Source organism: Flavobacterium tagetis (genome assembly GCF_016735615.1).
Lineage (GTDB): Bacteria > Bacteroidota > Bacteroidia > Flavobacteriales > Flavobacteriaceae > Flavobacterium > Flavobacterium tagetis.
On record NZ_JAERSF010000004.1, the window covers coordinates 132,582 to 148,203 of the forward strand.

General features: G+C 29.4%; 16 protein-coding genes. All 16 read left to right on the forward strand.

Going from position 1 to position 15,622, the window contains the following annotated elements:
- The 16 genes from JI750_RS18360 to JI750_RS18435 all read left to right on the forward strand — a co-directional run bounded on the left by JI750_RS18360 (nucleotide 1) and on the right by JI750_RS18435 (nucleotide 15,620).
- Entirely contained in the window at nucleotides 1-588 is a 588-nt protein-coding gene (locus tag JI750_RS18360) for an LbetaH domain-containing protein (protein WP_202005641.1), read from the forward strand.
- A 2-nt stretch (nucleotides 589-590) separates the two neighbouring features.
- The gene (locus tag JI750_RS18365; RefSeq protein WP_202005643.1) at nucleotides 591-1,724 is read left to right on the forward strand and encodes an NAD-dependent epimerase/dehydratase family protein; all 1,134 of its coding nucleotides are present in this window, start codon (nucleotides 591-593) and stop codon (nucleotides 1,722-1,724) included.
- Nucleotides 1,721-2,761: a WaaS/CpsH family glycosyltransferase gene (locus tag JI750_RS18370; RefSeq protein ID WP_202005645.1), complete on the forward strand. Its 1,041-nt coding sequence runs from the start codon at nucleotides 1,721-1,723 to the stop codon at nucleotides 2,759-2,761. The genes JI750_RS18365 and JI750_RS18370 overlap by 4 nt, the downstream gene beginning before the upstream one ends.
- A 2-nt stretch (nucleotides 2,762-2,763) precedes the next feature.
- Entirely contained in the window at nucleotides 2,764-3,735 is a 972-nt protein-coding gene (locus JI750_RS18375; RefSeq protein ID WP_202005647.1) for an MraY family glycosyltransferase, read from the forward strand.
- Nucleotides 3,725-4,147 (forward strand): WxcM-like domain-containing protein, encoded by a 423-nt coding sequence (locus tag JI750_RS18380; protein WP_202005649.1) that lies wholly within the window; start codon nucleotides 3,725-3,727, stop codon nucleotides 4,145-4,147. Before JI750_RS18375 ends, JI750_RS18380 begins: the two co-directional genes overlap by 11 nt.
- Nucleotides 4,147-5,274, forward strand: coding sequence for a DegT/DnrJ/EryC1/StrS family aminotransferase (locus tag JI750_RS18385; protein ID WP_202005651.1), 1,128 nt, complete (start codon nucleotides 4,147-4,149; stop codon nucleotides 5,272-5,274). Before JI750_RS18380 ends, JI750_RS18385 begins: the two co-directional genes overlap by 1 nt.
- 15 nt (nucleotides 5,275-5,289) lie before the next feature.
- Nucleotides 5,290-5,838: a dTDP-4-dehydrorhamnose 3,5-epimerase gene (gene rfbC / locus JI750_RS18390; RefSeq protein ID WP_202005654.1), complete on the forward strand. Its 549-nt coding sequence runs from the start codon at nucleotides 5,290-5,292 to the stop codon at nucleotides 5,836-5,838.
- Nucleotides 5,838-6,683, forward strand: coding sequence for a dTDP-4-dehydrorhamnose reductase (gene rfbD / locus JI750_RS18395; RefSeq protein WP_202005657.1), 846 nt, complete (start codon nucleotides 5,838-5,840; stop codon nucleotides 6,681-6,683). The genes rfbC and rfbD overlap by 1 nt, the downstream gene beginning before the upstream one ends.
- Nucleotides 6,684-6,730: 47 nt before the next feature.
- Nucleotides 6,731-7,615: a glucose-1-phosphate thymidylyltransferase RfbA gene (rfbA, locus tag JI750_RS18400; protein ID WP_202005660.1), complete on the forward strand. Its 885-nt coding sequence runs from the start codon at nucleotides 6,731-6,733 to the stop codon at nucleotides 7,613-7,615.
- A gap of 84 nt (nucleotides 7,616-7,699) precedes the next feature.
- A complete protein-coding gene (locus JI750_RS18405; RefSeq protein WP_202005663.1) occupies nucleotides 7,700-9,667 on the forward strand; it encodes a polysaccharide biosynthesis protein in 1,968 nt (655 codons plus the stop codon).
- Nucleotides 9,668-9,795: 128 nt separating this feature from the next.
- Nucleotides 9,796-10,659, forward strand: coding sequence for an ABC transporter permease (locus JI750_RS18410; protein ID WP_202005666.1), 864 nt, complete (start codon nucleotides 9,796-9,798; stop codon nucleotides 10,657-10,659).
- Nucleotides 10,659-11,939: an ABC transporter ATP-binding protein gene (locus JI750_RS18415; protein WP_202005674.1), complete on the forward strand. Its 1,281-nt coding sequence runs from the start codon at nucleotides 10,659-10,661 to the stop codon at nucleotides 11,937-11,939. The genes JI750_RS18410 and JI750_RS18415 overlap by 1 nt, the downstream gene beginning before the upstream one ends.
- 7 nt (nucleotides 11,940-11,946) lie before the next feature.
- On the forward strand, nucleotides 11,947-12,753 hold the full coding sequence (locus tag JI750_RS18420) for a class I SAM-dependent methyltransferase (protein ID WP_202005676.1): 807 nt from the start codon (nucleotides 11,947-11,949) through the stop codon (nucleotides 12,751-12,753).
- Nucleotides 12,754-12,757: 4 nt separating this feature from the next.
- Entirely contained in the window at nucleotides 12,758-13,678 is a 921-nt protein-coding gene (locus JI750_RS18425; RefSeq protein WP_202005678.1) for a glycosyltransferase family 2 protein, read from the forward strand.
- Nucleotides 13,679-13,702: 24 nt separating this feature from the next.
- Nucleotides 13,703-14,668 (forward strand): glycosyltransferase family 2 protein, encoded by a 966-nt coding sequence (locus JI750_RS18430; RefSeq protein ID WP_202005680.1) that lies wholly within the window; start codon nucleotides 13,703-13,705, stop codon nucleotides 14,666-14,668.
- Complete coding sequence (locus JI750_RS18435) at nucleotides 14,661-15,620, forward strand: glycosyltransferase family 2 protein (protein ID WP_202005682.1); 960 nt, start codon at nucleotides 14,661-14,663, stop codon at nucleotides 15,618-15,620. Before JI750_RS18430 ends, JI750_RS18435 begins: the two co-directional genes overlap by 8 nt.
- Nucleotides 15,621-15,622: the final 2 nt, after the last annotated feature.

Here is a 15,622-nt window from a genome sequence, read left to right on the forward strand (position 1 = left end):
ATGATAAAAAAATATGGTTTAATAGGCGTAGTAAAACTTATAATATCTTACTTATATACGAAAGTTTTTTTTAGCCAAGCTAGATTAATTAGGTTACCTTTTGATGTTAGAAATAGATCTGCTATACATTTTGGAAAAAATTTTACAACAGGTTTCAACTGTCGAATTGAAGCATATCCTAAACACTGTGGTAAAGTTTTAATTATTGGCGATAATGTTCAAATAAATGATTACGTGCATATTACTGCTATGGAAAATGTTACTATAGGTAATAATGTTCTTATGGCAAGTAAAATTTATATTTCAGATTGTTCGCATGGAAGTTATTCAGGAGACAGTAGCGATAGTAGTCCTAATTTGATGCCAGTAGAAAGGCCGTTGTTTTCTAAACCTGTACGTATAGAAGACAATGTGTGGCTTGGCGAATTTGTTTCAGTTTTGCCAGGAACAACAATTGGTAAGGGCACAATTGTTGGAGCAAATTCGGTAGTTTCAAAAAGTTTGCCAGATTATGTAATTGCGGTAGGCTCACCCGCAAAACCAATTAAGAGATTTAATTTTGAAATTAATAAATGGGAAAAAATATAACAATGAAAAATATATTAATAACTGGAGGAGCTGGATTTATTGGAACAAACCTTGCTCTTAAATTAATAGAAAAAGGATACACAATTACAGTTTTGGATAATCTTTCAAAACAAATTCATGGTAATAATCCAGAATTAACATCACCATTATATAAAAGTATAAAGGATAAGGTTAAATTTATTAAGGGAACGGTTACATCCAGAAGTGATTGGGAGAGAGCACTTCAAAATCAGAATATTGTAGTTCATTTTGCCGCAGAGACGGGAACAGGACAATCGATGTATTGTATAGAAAAGTATACAGAAGTTAATATTCAAGGAACGGCAATAATGCTTGATATATTAGCAAATAGCGAAAATTCTGTTGAAAAAATTGTAATAGCTTCTTCGCGATCTATTTATGGCGAAGGAAAATATAGGCATCCAGAACAAGGAATTGTTTATCCTTCTCATAGAAAAGAAAGTGATATGCTTGCGGGGAATTTTGAATTAACTTATAATGATAATCAAGTTCTAGAGCTCCTTGCAACCGATGAAGAATCGAAGATTCATCCCTCTTCGGTTTATGGAATTACCAAACAAAATCAAGAGCAAATGATTATGACTGTTTGTCCAACAATAGGTATTGCGCCAGTTGGCTTTAGATATCAAAACGTTTATGGTCCTGGTCAATCATTATCTAATCCATATACTGGAATTTTATCAATATTTTCTACACAAATTAGGAATAATAATCCCATTCAGATTTTTGAGGATGGAAAAGAGACAAGAGATTTTGTGTTTATAGATGATGTGGTGGCAGCTACTATTCTTGGAATAGAAAAAGAGGAAGCAAATGGACATGTTTTTAACGTAGGAACAGGTGTTGCGACTGATGTTCTTGAAGTAGCAAACTCATTAATTGCGGCATACAATATTAATGTTCCTGTAACTGTAACTGGAAGATTTAGATTGGGAGACATCCGTCATAATTTTGCTGATTTGACTAAAATTAAGGACCGTTTAGGATTTGAACCTACGGTTTATTTCAATGAAGGAATTAAAAAATTCTCTTCTTGGGTATTAGAGCAAGAAATTCAAGAGGATAAATTAAGTAAATCACTTGAAGAAATGAAAAAGAAAGGCCTTTTAAAATGATAATTGAAGAAGTTCTTAAAAATAAAAATGTATTGTTTTTTTCTGTTCAAACTTTTAATCTCCAAAAACAGATTTCTAAAAAGTTAAATGAATTAGGAGCAAATGTTGATTATTATGATGAACGACCTTCAAACAATAATTTTACCAAAGGAGTTATTAGAATTAAGAGAAGCTTGCTTCAAGTAAAAATAAATAAATATTATAATAAGATATTAGGTGACATTAGTGGGAAAACGTATGATTTTTTATTTGTTAATAAAGGAGAAGTAATTCCAGAGTTTTTTTTAAAAGAATTTCAAAAAATGCAACCAAAATGTCAGTGCATTTTTTATACATGGGATTCTTTTCAAAATAATAAGAATGCTTTAAATATTTTAAAATATTTTCATAAGAAGTTTTCTTTTGATTCTGATGATGCTGTTAAATACAGTTTAGAATTTAGGCCACTTTTTTATTTAGATTTTTATAAAGATATTGATTCAATTTTAGATGCTGAAATCAAAAATGATTTGCTGTTTTTAGGAACAGCTCATTCTGACAGATATCAAATAAGTAATAACATTGTTAGTTGGTGTGAGAAGAATAACCTAAAGTCATTTTGTTATTATTACATGCAAGGTAGATTGGTTTATTTTTATAAAAAGATGTTCGACAAAACATTTAAAGAATTCGATTATAAAAAATTGAGTTTCGAAAGTCTGCAAACAGAGGATTTATTTCAAATCTATCAAAACTCTAAAGTTGTTTTAGATATCAATCATCCTGGGCAAAAAGGTCTTACAATGCGCACTTTTGAAACTATTGGAGCGAAGCGAAAAATGATTACAACAAATAAAGAAGTTCAAAAGTATGCATTTTACAATCCTAACAATATTTTAATAATAGATAGAGAAAACATAGAATTAAATAAAAAATTCTTTGATTCTGATTACATTGATGTTGATAAGGATTTATACGAGCGAATGTCATTAAAAGGATGGCTAGCTTGTTTGTTTATGAGTAGTGAACCAAATATTTGGATAAAAGGAATTAATTAAAAATGCAATACACAATCATAGGAATTATTTTAATGATTATCATGTTACTTTATTTTAAAGTGGCAAATCATTTTAATATAATTGATAAACCCAATCAAAGGAGTTCACACACTGAAATAACTTTACGAGGAGGTGGAATCATTTTTTGGTTTTCTGCGCTGCTTTACTTTGTACAGAATGTTCAAAACAATTATTTTTTCTTTACAGGGATTACTCTGGTAAGTTTGGTTAGTTTTTGGGACGATATTCAGAGTTTATCAAATAAAATTAGAATTGGGATTCATTTTCTTTCGATCACTTTGGTTTTTTATGATTTAAATTTATTCCATTTAATGCCTGTTTGGGGAGTTGCAGTGTCTTATATTTTGGCCATCGGACTAATAAATGCTTATAATTTCATGGACGGAATTAATGGTATTACAGGACTATATACTTTAGTTGTAATGGGATCATTATTGTATGTCAATACAAAAATTCAGCTTTTTACTGATGCAATGTTTATAAAATATGCAATGCTTGCGAGTTTAGTATTTCTCTTTTTTAATTATAGGAAAAGAGCAAAATGTTTTGCAGGTGATGTAGGAAGTATTGCCATAGCTTTTTGGATAATTTATTTGGTTGTAAAACTAATTCTTGTAACTGAATCGCTCATTTGGCTATTGTTCTTAGCAGTATATGGAGTTGATGCGGTTTGTACAATTCTACATAGACTTTATCTAAAGCAGAATATTTTTGAGGCACATAGATTGCACTTGTACCAAATATTAAGCAATGAATATAAAATACAGCATAGATTAGTATCTCTTCTTTACGCTTTAGCTCAGACAGGAATTTCTTTAGTAGTGATTTTTCTTTATCAAAAAGTTCAAGATTCACTTGTATTCTTAATTGTAATTTTACCCTTATTGTTACTTTACTCTTCAAAATTTTATTTGTTAAATAAAAGTAATTTACGATTGAATCATGGAGCCTAAAATAATTAAGGGAGGAAAATTTTCTGATCATCGAGGAAGTATATCGTATGTGAACGATTTTAGTTTTATTGGTGTTGAAAGGTTTTATATTATAAGTAATTCGAAGGAAAATCCAGTTCGAGCTTGGCAGGGGCATAAATTAGATACTAAAAATTTTTATTGTCTTTCAGGTTCTTTTAATATTCATTTTATAAAAATTGATAATTGGGAGAATCCTTCGAAAGATTTAATTATTGAGACTGTTTTTGTTTCTGAATCTGAAAGCAAAATTGTTCATATACCGGCGGGCTATGCAAATGCAATAGAATCTCTGGAAGAAAATTCAAAACTAATATCCTTTTCTACATTGCCATTAGCAAATGTAAGCGATGATGATATTCGTTATCCATTAGATTATTGGCTTTTCAAATAATGAAAGACGAAAGAATTTATTTATCGTTGTCTCAAGAAAGCGGGTTTGAGGAAGAATATATTCAGAAAGCTCTCAAGTCAAATTGGATTACTTCAGGAGGGCCAAATGTAGATGAATTTGAAAATGAACTTCAGAGGTATTTTGAAAATGAAAATTTTGTTGTCGCGTCAAATTCTGGTACATCTGCTATACATTTAGCATTAATTTTGTTAGATGTAAAAGCTGGTGATGAGGTTATTTGTCAAAGCATGACTTTTTCGGCTTCAGCAAATCCAATTTTATATCAGAATGCATGTCCAATATTTGTAGATAGTGAAATTGACACATGGAATATTTGTCCCGAAAATCTTGAAATAGCAATAAAAGATCGAATAAAAAAAGGAAAAAAACCAAAAGCAATTATAGCAGTTCATTTATATGGCATGCCTTATAAAGTAGATGATGTACATTTAATTGCTGATAAATATGGAATACCAATTATTGAAGATAGTGCAGAAGCTCTTGGAAGTACTTATAAAGGTAAAAAATGTGGAAGCTTTGGTTTTTTTGGTATTTTGTCCTTTAATGGAAATAAAATTATAACTACTTCTAGTGGAGGAGCATTAATTACGAATTCAGATGAAATAAAAAAGAAAGCTATCTTTTACGCTACCCAATCAAAAGATATAGCTGTACATTATCAACATAGCGAAATAGGTTATAATTATAGAATGAGTAATATTTGTGCAGGAGTTGGTCTTGGACAAATTAAAACCTTAGAAAGCAATATTAATTTAAGACAAGCAAATCATTTATTTTATAAAAAGATATTTCAAGAAGTTGAAAATGCAAAACTTTTTGAAAACATAAACAATGTTTTCTTTTCTAATTATTGGCTTAATGCAATACTACTAGAGACAGAAGAAATAAAAGAGAGTTTAAGACTCACTTTTGAAAAAGCTAATATTGAGAGTAGGCCATTATGGAAACCGATGCATCTGCAACCAATTTTTAAAGAATGTCCATATTATGGTAATAAGATTTCTGAAGAGTTATTTAAAAAAGGATTATGTTTGCCGTCAGGATCAAATTTAACTAATACCGATAAAAGTAGAATAAAAGAAGTTATCATTAATTTCTTTAAATGAATATAAAATTTTAAAATGAAAATTGAGGAAACATTTATAAAAGACTTAGTAGTTGTAGAACCAACAGTATTTGGAGACGAAAGAGGTTATTTTTTTGAATCTTATAGTAAAACTAAATTTGAAGATTTAGGAATTAATATTGAATTTGTTCAAGATAATCAATCATTCTCAAAAAAGGGAACTTTAAGAGGATTGCATTACCAAAATCCTCCTTTTGCACAGACAAAACTTGTTCGTGTTTTAGAAGGAGAAATTATTGATGTTGCAGTAGATTTAAGAAAAGATTCTCCTACATATGGGAAATCATTTAGTATTTTATTATCAGCAGATAATAAAAAACAATTATTAGTACCGCAAGGATTTGCTCACGGATTTTCAGTTATTAGTGAAACGGCTTCGGTTATGTATAAATGTGATCAATTTTATAATAAAGCTTCTGAAGGAGGAATCAAATATGATGATCCATCTTTGAATATTGATTGGGGAATGAATCTTGAGGAGGCTATTGTTTCGGAAAAAGATCAAATTTTACCATTTATTGAAAACTGTAATAGTTTATTTTAATGAAGAAAATTCTAGTAACTGGCGCAACAGGACAATTAGGATCTGAACTTTCAGTTTTAGCGCCTTTATATACTCAATATGAATGGGTATTTGCAGATAGAACTCAAATTACATTAGATAATTTAGAAATACTTCAATCTCAATTAAAAGTAATTCACCCTGATGTTATATTTAATTGTGGAGCTTATACTGCTGTTGACAAAGCAGAATCAGAAAAAGATTTGGCTTTTAAAGTAAATCATTTGGCAGTAGAGTTAATAGCAAAATATGCTAAAGAAAATAACGCTAAATTAATTCATATTTCGACAGATTATGTTTTTGATGGCGCTTCGTCTATAGCTTTAAATGAAGAAGCTGAAACTAATCCTATAAATGTTTATGGAGAAAGTAAATTGGCTGGTGAAATTGCTTGTTTGAAAGAAAATCCAGAATCTGTTATAATTAGAACTTCTTGGGTTTATAGCAAGTTTGGAAATAATTTTGTAAAAACCATGCAGCGACTAATGCAGGAAAGAGATGAAATTAATGTGGTAAATGATCAGATAGGTTCGCCAACTTATGCGGCTGATTTGGCTCAAGCTATGATTGATATCATCGAATTTCCGAAATGGATTTCTGGAATTTATAATTATTCGAATGAAGGTGAAATTAGTTGGTATGAATTTGCAGAAAGTATTAAAGAACTTGGAGGTCATAATTGTAAAGTTGGAGGGATTTCATCTTCATCTTATCCAACTCCAGCAAAAAGGCCAAGTTATTCATTATTAAATAAGGAAAAGATAAAAGCAATTTATAATTTGAATATTCCAGATTATAAGAAAAGCTTAAAGAAGATGTTTGTTTAAAAATCTAAGAATAGAATTTTTGAAACTGGAAATCTAAAATTAAGATTATGAAAGGAATTATATTAGCTGGAGGTTCTGGCACAAGATTGCATCCATTAACATTAGCAGTTAGCAAGCAATTAATGCCTGTTTACGATAAGCCAATGATTTATTATCCGCTTTCAACTTTGATGATGGCTGGAATCAATGAAATTTTAATTATATCTACTCCACATGATTTACCTCATTTTAAGAAGCTTTTAGGTGATGGAAGCACAATTGGCTGTAAATTCAGTTATGCAGAGCAACCAAATCCAAATGGTTTGGCGCAAGCTTTCGTTATTGGTGAGGAGTTTATTGGTAAAGATAAAGTTGCTTTAGTGCTTGGAGATAATATTTTCTTTGGTACCAATATGCAACAACTCTTAAAAGATAATTCGGATCCAGATGGAGGTGTAGTTTTTGCTTATCATGTTTCCGATCCAGAAAGATATGGAGTGGTTGAATTTGATCAAAACAAAAATGCCATCTCGATTGAAGAAAAACCTCTGGAGCCAAAATCTAATTATGCTGTACCAGGTTTATATTTCTATGATAATTCTGTGGTAGAGATTGCCAAAAATATTAAACCTAGCGCTCGAGGCGAATATGAAATTACAGACGTAAATAAAGTGTATCTTGAAAAAGGAAAATTAAAAGTCGGGATTTTAAGTAGAGGAACGGCTTGGCTGGATACAGGAACCTTTAATAGTTTGATGCAAGCAGGGCAATTTGTACAAGTTCTTGAAGAGAGACAGGGTTTAAAAGTAGGTTGTATTGAAGAAATAGCATGGAGACAAGGATTTATTAATGATATTCAGCTTGAAGAATTGGCCCAGCCATTACTTAAATCAGGTTACGGAAGTTATCTTTTAGACTTTTTAAAGCAAAAGAAAAAAGGTGTTAAAATTTAATTTGCATCGCGAAGTAATTATTTAAAACCTTTAATTTGTATTTTTGTATAAAGTTCAAATTTTACTGACTTAAAAAATGCTAAATTGAATACAGAAAAACCAAATAACATAACCTCTTTGCTGTATAAAACCTTTTCCCCAAGAAATCTTAGGGCAAATATCAATAATTTGAGTTATTTGCCGAGGTGGATTATTGTTGGAATTGACGTAATGGTTTTGTTCTTTTCATTTTCTTTTACCTATTTGCTCTTTGATGGAACCGCAATAGGGTATATTATAACGTCGCATGATTTTTATTTTGTAGCAGGATTACTAACGGTCAATATATTTTTCTTTTGGCTTTTTAGGACCTATTCAGGAATTATCAGACATTCATCATATATTGATGCCATAAAACTGCTTTTTTCTCAAATGTCGGTTTTGGTTTTCTTTCTTTTTATAAATTTAATATTTGAACTATATACAGGACATAAAGCTTTTTTGAATACTGCCCTTTTTATCAATTTAGTTTTATCTTTTTGTGGACTATTTTTATATCGTGTTATTGTAAAACAAACCTTTGAGATGTACTTTTCTGAAAAAGCGACAACCAAGCTTGTACGAACTGTTATCTATGGTACAGATGCAAATGCAATTTCGGTAGCGAACGCTTTAAAATTTGAAACGCCATCACGATTTAAAATTGTTGGTTTTGTTGATAAAAACAACCAGAATGCTTCTAAGCGTATGTTGGACCTTCCTATTTTGATTTTAAGAAAGAAGCTTCCTGCTTTAATGCGTTCTGTTGCAGCAGAAGGTGTAATTATTGCCGATAAAAGTTTGACAAAAGATGAACAACTTATTATTGTTGATCAATGCTTAGAATTTAACTACAGAGTATATACAGTTCCATTGATTTCTGATTGGGAAAATCAAAAAGAAATTTCTCAAAAAGTAAAAAATATACAAATTGAAGACTTATTAGAAAGAAAACCTATAGTCCTTGATAGTAAATCGATTTCAAAACAATTAAAAGACAAAACAATTCTAATTACAGGTGCTGCAGGTTCAATTGGTAGTGAGATTGTAAGACAGGTTTTGAATTTTAATCCGAAAAATGTTATTGTTTTAGATCATGCTGAGACACCATTGCATAATTTATGTTTGGAAACTCAAACCATGAGTTTCAGCACTAAAATTGTAGCCGTAATTGCCGATGTAAGAAGTAAGAAAGCGCTTGAGAAAGTCTTCAAAAATTATAATCCTCACGTTGTTTTTCATGCGGCTGCATACAAGCACGTACCTTTAATGGAAGAGAATCCTTCTCAGGCAATTCAAACTAATATAAAAGGAACAAAGAACCTTGCCGATTTAGCTTGCAAATATCATGTAAAGAAATTTGTAATGGTTTCTACAGATAAGGCCGTAAACCCAAGTAATGTAATGGGGGCGAGTAAACGTATTGCAGAGAAATATGTACAATCTTTATTCTTAAAAAATCAAAGGGAAAATGTAGAAGGCGGTACAAAATTTATTACAACTCGTTTCGGAAATGTTTTGGGTTCGAACGGTTCTGTTGTACCATTGTTTACTAAACAAATTGCAGAAGGAGGTCCAGTAACAATTACACACCAAGATATTATACGTTACTTTATGACAATTCCAGAGGCTTGTCAGCTTGTATTAGAGGCTGGAGCAATGGGGAATGGAGGCGAAATTTATATTTTTGATATGGGTAAACCAGTTAGAATTATTGATTTAGCAAGAAAAATGATTAAGTTAGCTGGGTTCATACCAGACAAGGAGATTAAAATTAAAATCGTTGGATTAAGACCTGGAGAAAAACTTTATGAAGAATTATTAAATGATACTTCTAAGACGCTTCCAACATACCATAATAAAATTATGATTGCACAAGAAATTCAAGATGAGTATGAAAACCTTCATAATGAAGTTAATGAATTAATTGGAATTGCAGATTTTTATGAAAACGATGATATTGTTGCTAAGATGAAAAAAATCGTTCCAGAATTTAAAAGCATGAATTCAGCTTTTGAAGTTTTAGATAAATAAGATCAAAAATATAAAATCAAATATAATCAAGAGGTGTTTTTTTAAACGCCTTTTGACATTTTTAAACAAATTCTAAAATGTTAAAAATCTTGTTAAATTTTTAAATTAAGATTTCTAGCCCCTCTTAAATGGATTCTAAAAATACAAATGACTGGTTGTTTGAGATAACACCCAAGAATAAATTTTTCTCGCTTAACTTTAAAGAAATTTGGCAGTATAGAGATTTATTAATGCTTTTTGTTAAGAGAGATATTATTACAGTTTATAAGCAAACTGTTTTAGGTCCTCTATGGTATTTAATACAGCCTTTATTTACTTCTATTACTTTTACGATTATTTTTAATAACGTTGCAGGGATCAAGACAGGATCTATTCCACCATTCTTATTTAACCTTGCAGGAATAATGGTCTGGAATTATTTTACCGCTTGTCTGAACGGAACTTCAGATACTTTTAAATCTAATGCCAGTATATTCGGAAAAGTATATTTTCCTAGAATTATTACTCCTTTGTCAATAGTGATTTCGAATTTAATAAAATTTGGAATTCAATTTGGCATATTTATTTTCTTTTACATTTTCTTTTATTTCCAAGGAGCAGATCTAAGTTTAAATTTATCAATCTTGTTTTTTCCAATCTTAATTGCATTTATGGGGATTTTGGGACTGGGATTAGGAATGACTATTTCCTCTATGGTGACAAAATATAGAGATTTAAATAATTTGGTTGGGTTTGGAGTGCAGTTATTAATGTATATTTCTGCTGTAATGTATCCGATGGAATTAATAAAAGAAAAACTGCCAAAATTTGGTTGGATAGTGCAGTACAATCCATTAGCTTATGTAATAGAAACTTCTCGATATATGCTTTTAAATATTGGTAATATTTCAATTTTAGGTTTGTTATATACAATGATAGTTACAATTGCGGTTTTCTTTATTGGATTATTAATTTTTAATAGAACAGAAAAAAGCTTTATAGATACTGTATAATGAAAGACATCATATTAAAAGCTGAAAATATTTCTAAACAATACCGTTTAGGTCAAGTTGGAACAGGTACTTTAAGTCACGATTTAAATAGATGGTGGCATAAGATTAGAGGAAAGGAAAATCCATATTTAAAAATTGGCGATACTAACGATCGTTCTACTAAAGGGACTTCAGATTATGTTTGGGCTTTACAGGATATAAATTTTGAGGTAGAGAGAGGTGAAGTTTTAGGCATTATAGGAAAGAATGGAGCAGGAAAATCTACGCTTTTGAAAATTCTTTCAAAAGTAACAGCTCCTACAACGGGTGGTATTAAGTCTCGTGGACGCATCGCGTCTTTATTAGAAGTTGGTACAGGTTTTAATGGAGAAATGACTGGCCGAGAAAATATTTTTCTTAATGGTGCCATTTTAGGAATGACCAAAAAGGAAATTACGTCAAAGCTTGATGAAATTATTGAATTTTCTGGTTGCGAACGTTATATTGATACTCCAGTTAAAAGATATAGCTCTGGAATGACAGTTCGTTTAGCATTTGCTGTTGCTGCTTTTTTGGAACCTGAAATTTTAGTAGTCGATGAGGTTTTGGCAGTCGGTGATGCCGAATTTCAAAAGAAGGCTATTGGAAAAATGCAGGATATTTCTAAAGGAGAAGGGAGAACTGTTTTATTTGTGAGTCACAACATGGCAGCCGTGAAAAGTCTTTGTACAAAAGGAATTGTTTTAGAACATGGAAAAGTAATTTTTGAAGGAAATGTTGAAGAAGCTGTCAATAAATACTTTGATGATGAAAAGCAATTTGCCCAAAAAGAATGGAATATAGAATCGAGTCCTAAAACTAATTTTTTGCGTTTATTAAATGCAAAAGTCTTAAATGAGAATGATGAGTTAGAATTAAACCATTCAATAACAAACTTTATAACAATACAGTTTACATACGAAATCTTAGAGGAAGGAAATACTTTTACACATGGGTTTAATTTATTTAACAATGAAAATATTCATATTTTAAGTTCTCACGATAAAAAATCCTTAACGCTCGAGCAAGCACCAGCTAAAGGGATTTACTCAAAAAAAATAATAATTCCAGGGAATCTATTAGCAGAAGGTACTTACTCATGTAGTTTTGCAATCATGAGATATAATCCATTTGTTGTTGAATTTCATGAAATGGATATAGTAGGATTTAACGTAATTGATGAATTTGGAGGCGATACAGCTCGCGGGAATTATAATGGAAATTTTCCAGGAATTGTGAGGCCAATTTTAAATTGGAAATAGAATATTTATGAAAAACTGGACAGGAGAAAGATTAGAAACTTTTATATATAACCGAGTTGGCATAGAGCATTTGCATAGATACGCAATTACAAATACTTATGTAAAAGATAAAATTGTGCTTGACATAGCTAGTGGTGAAGGTTATGGTACGAATTTAATGAGTAAACATGCTTCGTTTGTGTATGGAGTTGATATTGACAAAGAATCTATTGCTCGTGCTAAATTAAAATATAAGACAAATAATATAAAATTTTTAGAAGGAAGTACAAGTAATATTCCTTTAGCAGATAACAGTGTAGATGTAATAGTTAGCTTTGAAACAATTGAGCATCATGATGAACATGAAAAAATGATGTTAGAGATAAAAAGAGTTTTAAAATCAGAAGGTATATTAATAATATCTACCCCTGACAAATTACACTATTCTGAGCTTCGAGATATCGCAAATGAATTCCATGTTAAAGAATTATATAAAAATGAATTTACTAGTTTAATTTCTAATTATTTCAATAATTTTCAATTGTTATCTCAAACTTATAACAATGGAAGCTCAATTATTCAAGATGATACTACTGTAGAAAATTCAAACTATTTTTATGGTAATTATACTATGATAAATAGGCGAACAATAAATCCAATGTTTTTAATAGTTATTGCATCTGATTTTGTTTTTGAAGAACAGAATATTTCTTTTTTTGATGGGGGAGATTTTATTAAATATGAATTATTAGCTGATATCAGATCCAGCAATACCTATAAAGTTGGACACGCAATTTTGTTGCCATTTAAGTTTCTGAAAAGAATACTAAAATAAAAATATGAATAATAAAATTTTTGTCATTGTTGTAACTTTTAATGGAATGCGATGGATTGAAGACTGTTTAAATAGTATTTTAAATAGTGCCGTTTCATCTAATGTCATTGTTATTGATAATTGTAGCACAGATGGTACCATTGAATTTATTAAATTAAATTTCAAAAGTGTTCTTTTAGTACAACAAAATAAAAATTTAGGTTTCGGGGCAGCAAATAATATTGGACTAAACATTGCTTTAGAAAAAGGAGGTGAGTATTTTGTTTTATTGAATCAAGATGCCTATTTAAAAGAAAATACAATAGGGCTTCTGGTTGAACAAATGAAAGCAAATCCAGAATATGGTGTCTTAAGTCCTGTACATTTAAATGGTCAAGGAAACAGAATGGATTTATTATTTCAAACGTATGTTACTGTTAATAATTGTAAAGATTTTTACTCAGACCTTTTTTTAAAAAAAGATTTGAAAAATATTTATGATGTTAGTTTTGTTAATGCGGCAATTTGGCTTCTGTCTAAAACAACATTGCAAAATGTAGGAGGGTTCAATCCATACTTTTTTCACTATGCAGAAGATAATGATTATATTAATAGATGTCAATTTAAAAAACTAAAAGTAGGCATTGTACCTAAATCAGTTGCTTTACATGATAGGAATGTAAGTGAGAGAAAGCTTACTCTAAAAACTTTTGATAATATCAATGATGTAAAGCTTTTGAATCCTAACAATTCATGGACAGTAAATAAAATGCTCAAGTTTATTTTAAAGAAAATTTTATTATCAATTCTATTATTTAACAAAAGAGATTTTACATACAATTTCAGTTATTTTTCAAAGACTTTAAAAAATTATAAAATTGTTAAAAAACTTCAGCGAGAGAGTATGTACAAAGAATATTCTTTTCTTACTTCATCACAAAGTTAAGAGATGAGTAATAATTTATCAATTATGAGTAAAGAACTCGTTTCCATAATAATCCCTACTTTCAATCGTGCACATTTAATAGGAGAAACACTTGATAGCATATTAGCACAAACTTATCAAAATTGGGAATGTATTATTGTTGATGATGGCTCAACTGATAATACTGTTGGGATAATTAATGATTATGTTAAAAAAGATAGTCGTTTTCAATTGCATCAGCGTCCCCTAGATAGATCACCAGGAGGTAACGCTTCTAGGAATTATGGATTTGAATTAAGTAAAGGTGAGTTTATTAATTGGTTTGATGATGATGATATAATGATTAATACTTTTATTAGTAAAAAACTTGAATTATTTTCAGAAGGGATTGATCTGGTCATCTGCTCAGGAACTTATACTGACCAAAATTTGAAAGCATTGAAAGATATCGATTTGGATATGAAATCTTTTTTATTTAAAGATTATATTTTATGGAGACTCCAAATCCTTACTCCATCTATTCTTTTTAGGAAAAGTTTTTTAAAAAATAAAGAATTATTCAATGTTAATATTGCAAGAGGTCAAGAATCGGAATTTTTCTCGAGATTATTTTACAATTTGAACCCAAATAAATATATAATTTTAAATAAATCATTGTTTTTGTATCGTCAGCATGAAAACACAAAGACTTTTGCCAACAATAATTATATAAAATTATTTGAGGAGTCTAAAATGATAATTGCAATAGAGAATTTGAAAAGAAGCATTCAATTAAATGATAAAGAGTTAATAATTCAACATTATTCAAGTATAGTGCATTCATTTTATAGAGGGTTGGAGCAAAAACATTTTAAAAATTGTTTTTTTATAACAAAAAATGCTACTTCTCAATTCTACCTAATAAATAAAAAAATAGGAATTGAGTTTTTTCTAAGTGCATGTTTCTTTATTTTAATTAACAAGGGGAGTTATAAAATGGAAAAATATTTCAAAAAATCTCTTTATGCATAATCCTACTATTTCAATAATAATTCCAACATATAATAGGGCATACCTTATAAGAGAAACGTTAGATAGTATATTAGCACAAACGTATAGAAATTGGGAATGTATAGTTATAGATGATGGTTCTACTGATAATACTGAAGATTTGTTAAGAGAATTTATTGATAAAGATAATCGTTTTCAATATTATAAAAGACCAGCTGAAAAATTAAAAGGTCCCAATTCCTGCAGAAATTATGGATACGAGAAAAGCAAAGGAGAATTAATACAATTCTTTGATAGTGATGATATAATGAAAGCAAATTGTTTGGAAATAAAGTCATCATTTTTTTTAGAATCGATTGATTTGGTAATTTGTAAATTAAGTCTTTACGATTTTGAAAGAGATATTGAAATAAAACAAAGTAATATAGTTTCTGATGATTTAATCTTTGATTACTTTTCAGCTAAAGTAGCTCTATATATTTCTGGGCCTTTATGGAGAAAGTCCTTTTTGGGAAAAAGATCTGTTCTTTTTGATGAAAGTATAATTAATTGCGATGATTGGGATTTCAATATGAAAATGCTTTATTTCGATCCTAAATACATTATTTGTGATAAAGCTCTTATATTATACAGAAAACATCAAAAATCTTTATCTGTAGAAGTAGAAGTAGAAGAACATTTTGCGGAGGTAAAAAAAGTATCAGATTTATTAGACAATCATTTAATCCTACTTAAAAATAATAAAACAACAGAATTGAATAAGTTTTATAAATATGCTGTTGATTATAATAAAAGTCATTTAAAAAAAGCTATACTTCAAAATGACAAAGTGCAGTTTTTTTTGTTATTTAGAATTTCTAGATATAGTTTAGAGTATAATTTTTGGCTCATTTTTTTTGAGGTGTGGATAATAAAGATTTTTCATTTTTTCTTTTGGAAAGCTTATTGCTTTTTAAAGCAAAGTTTTAAATAGAT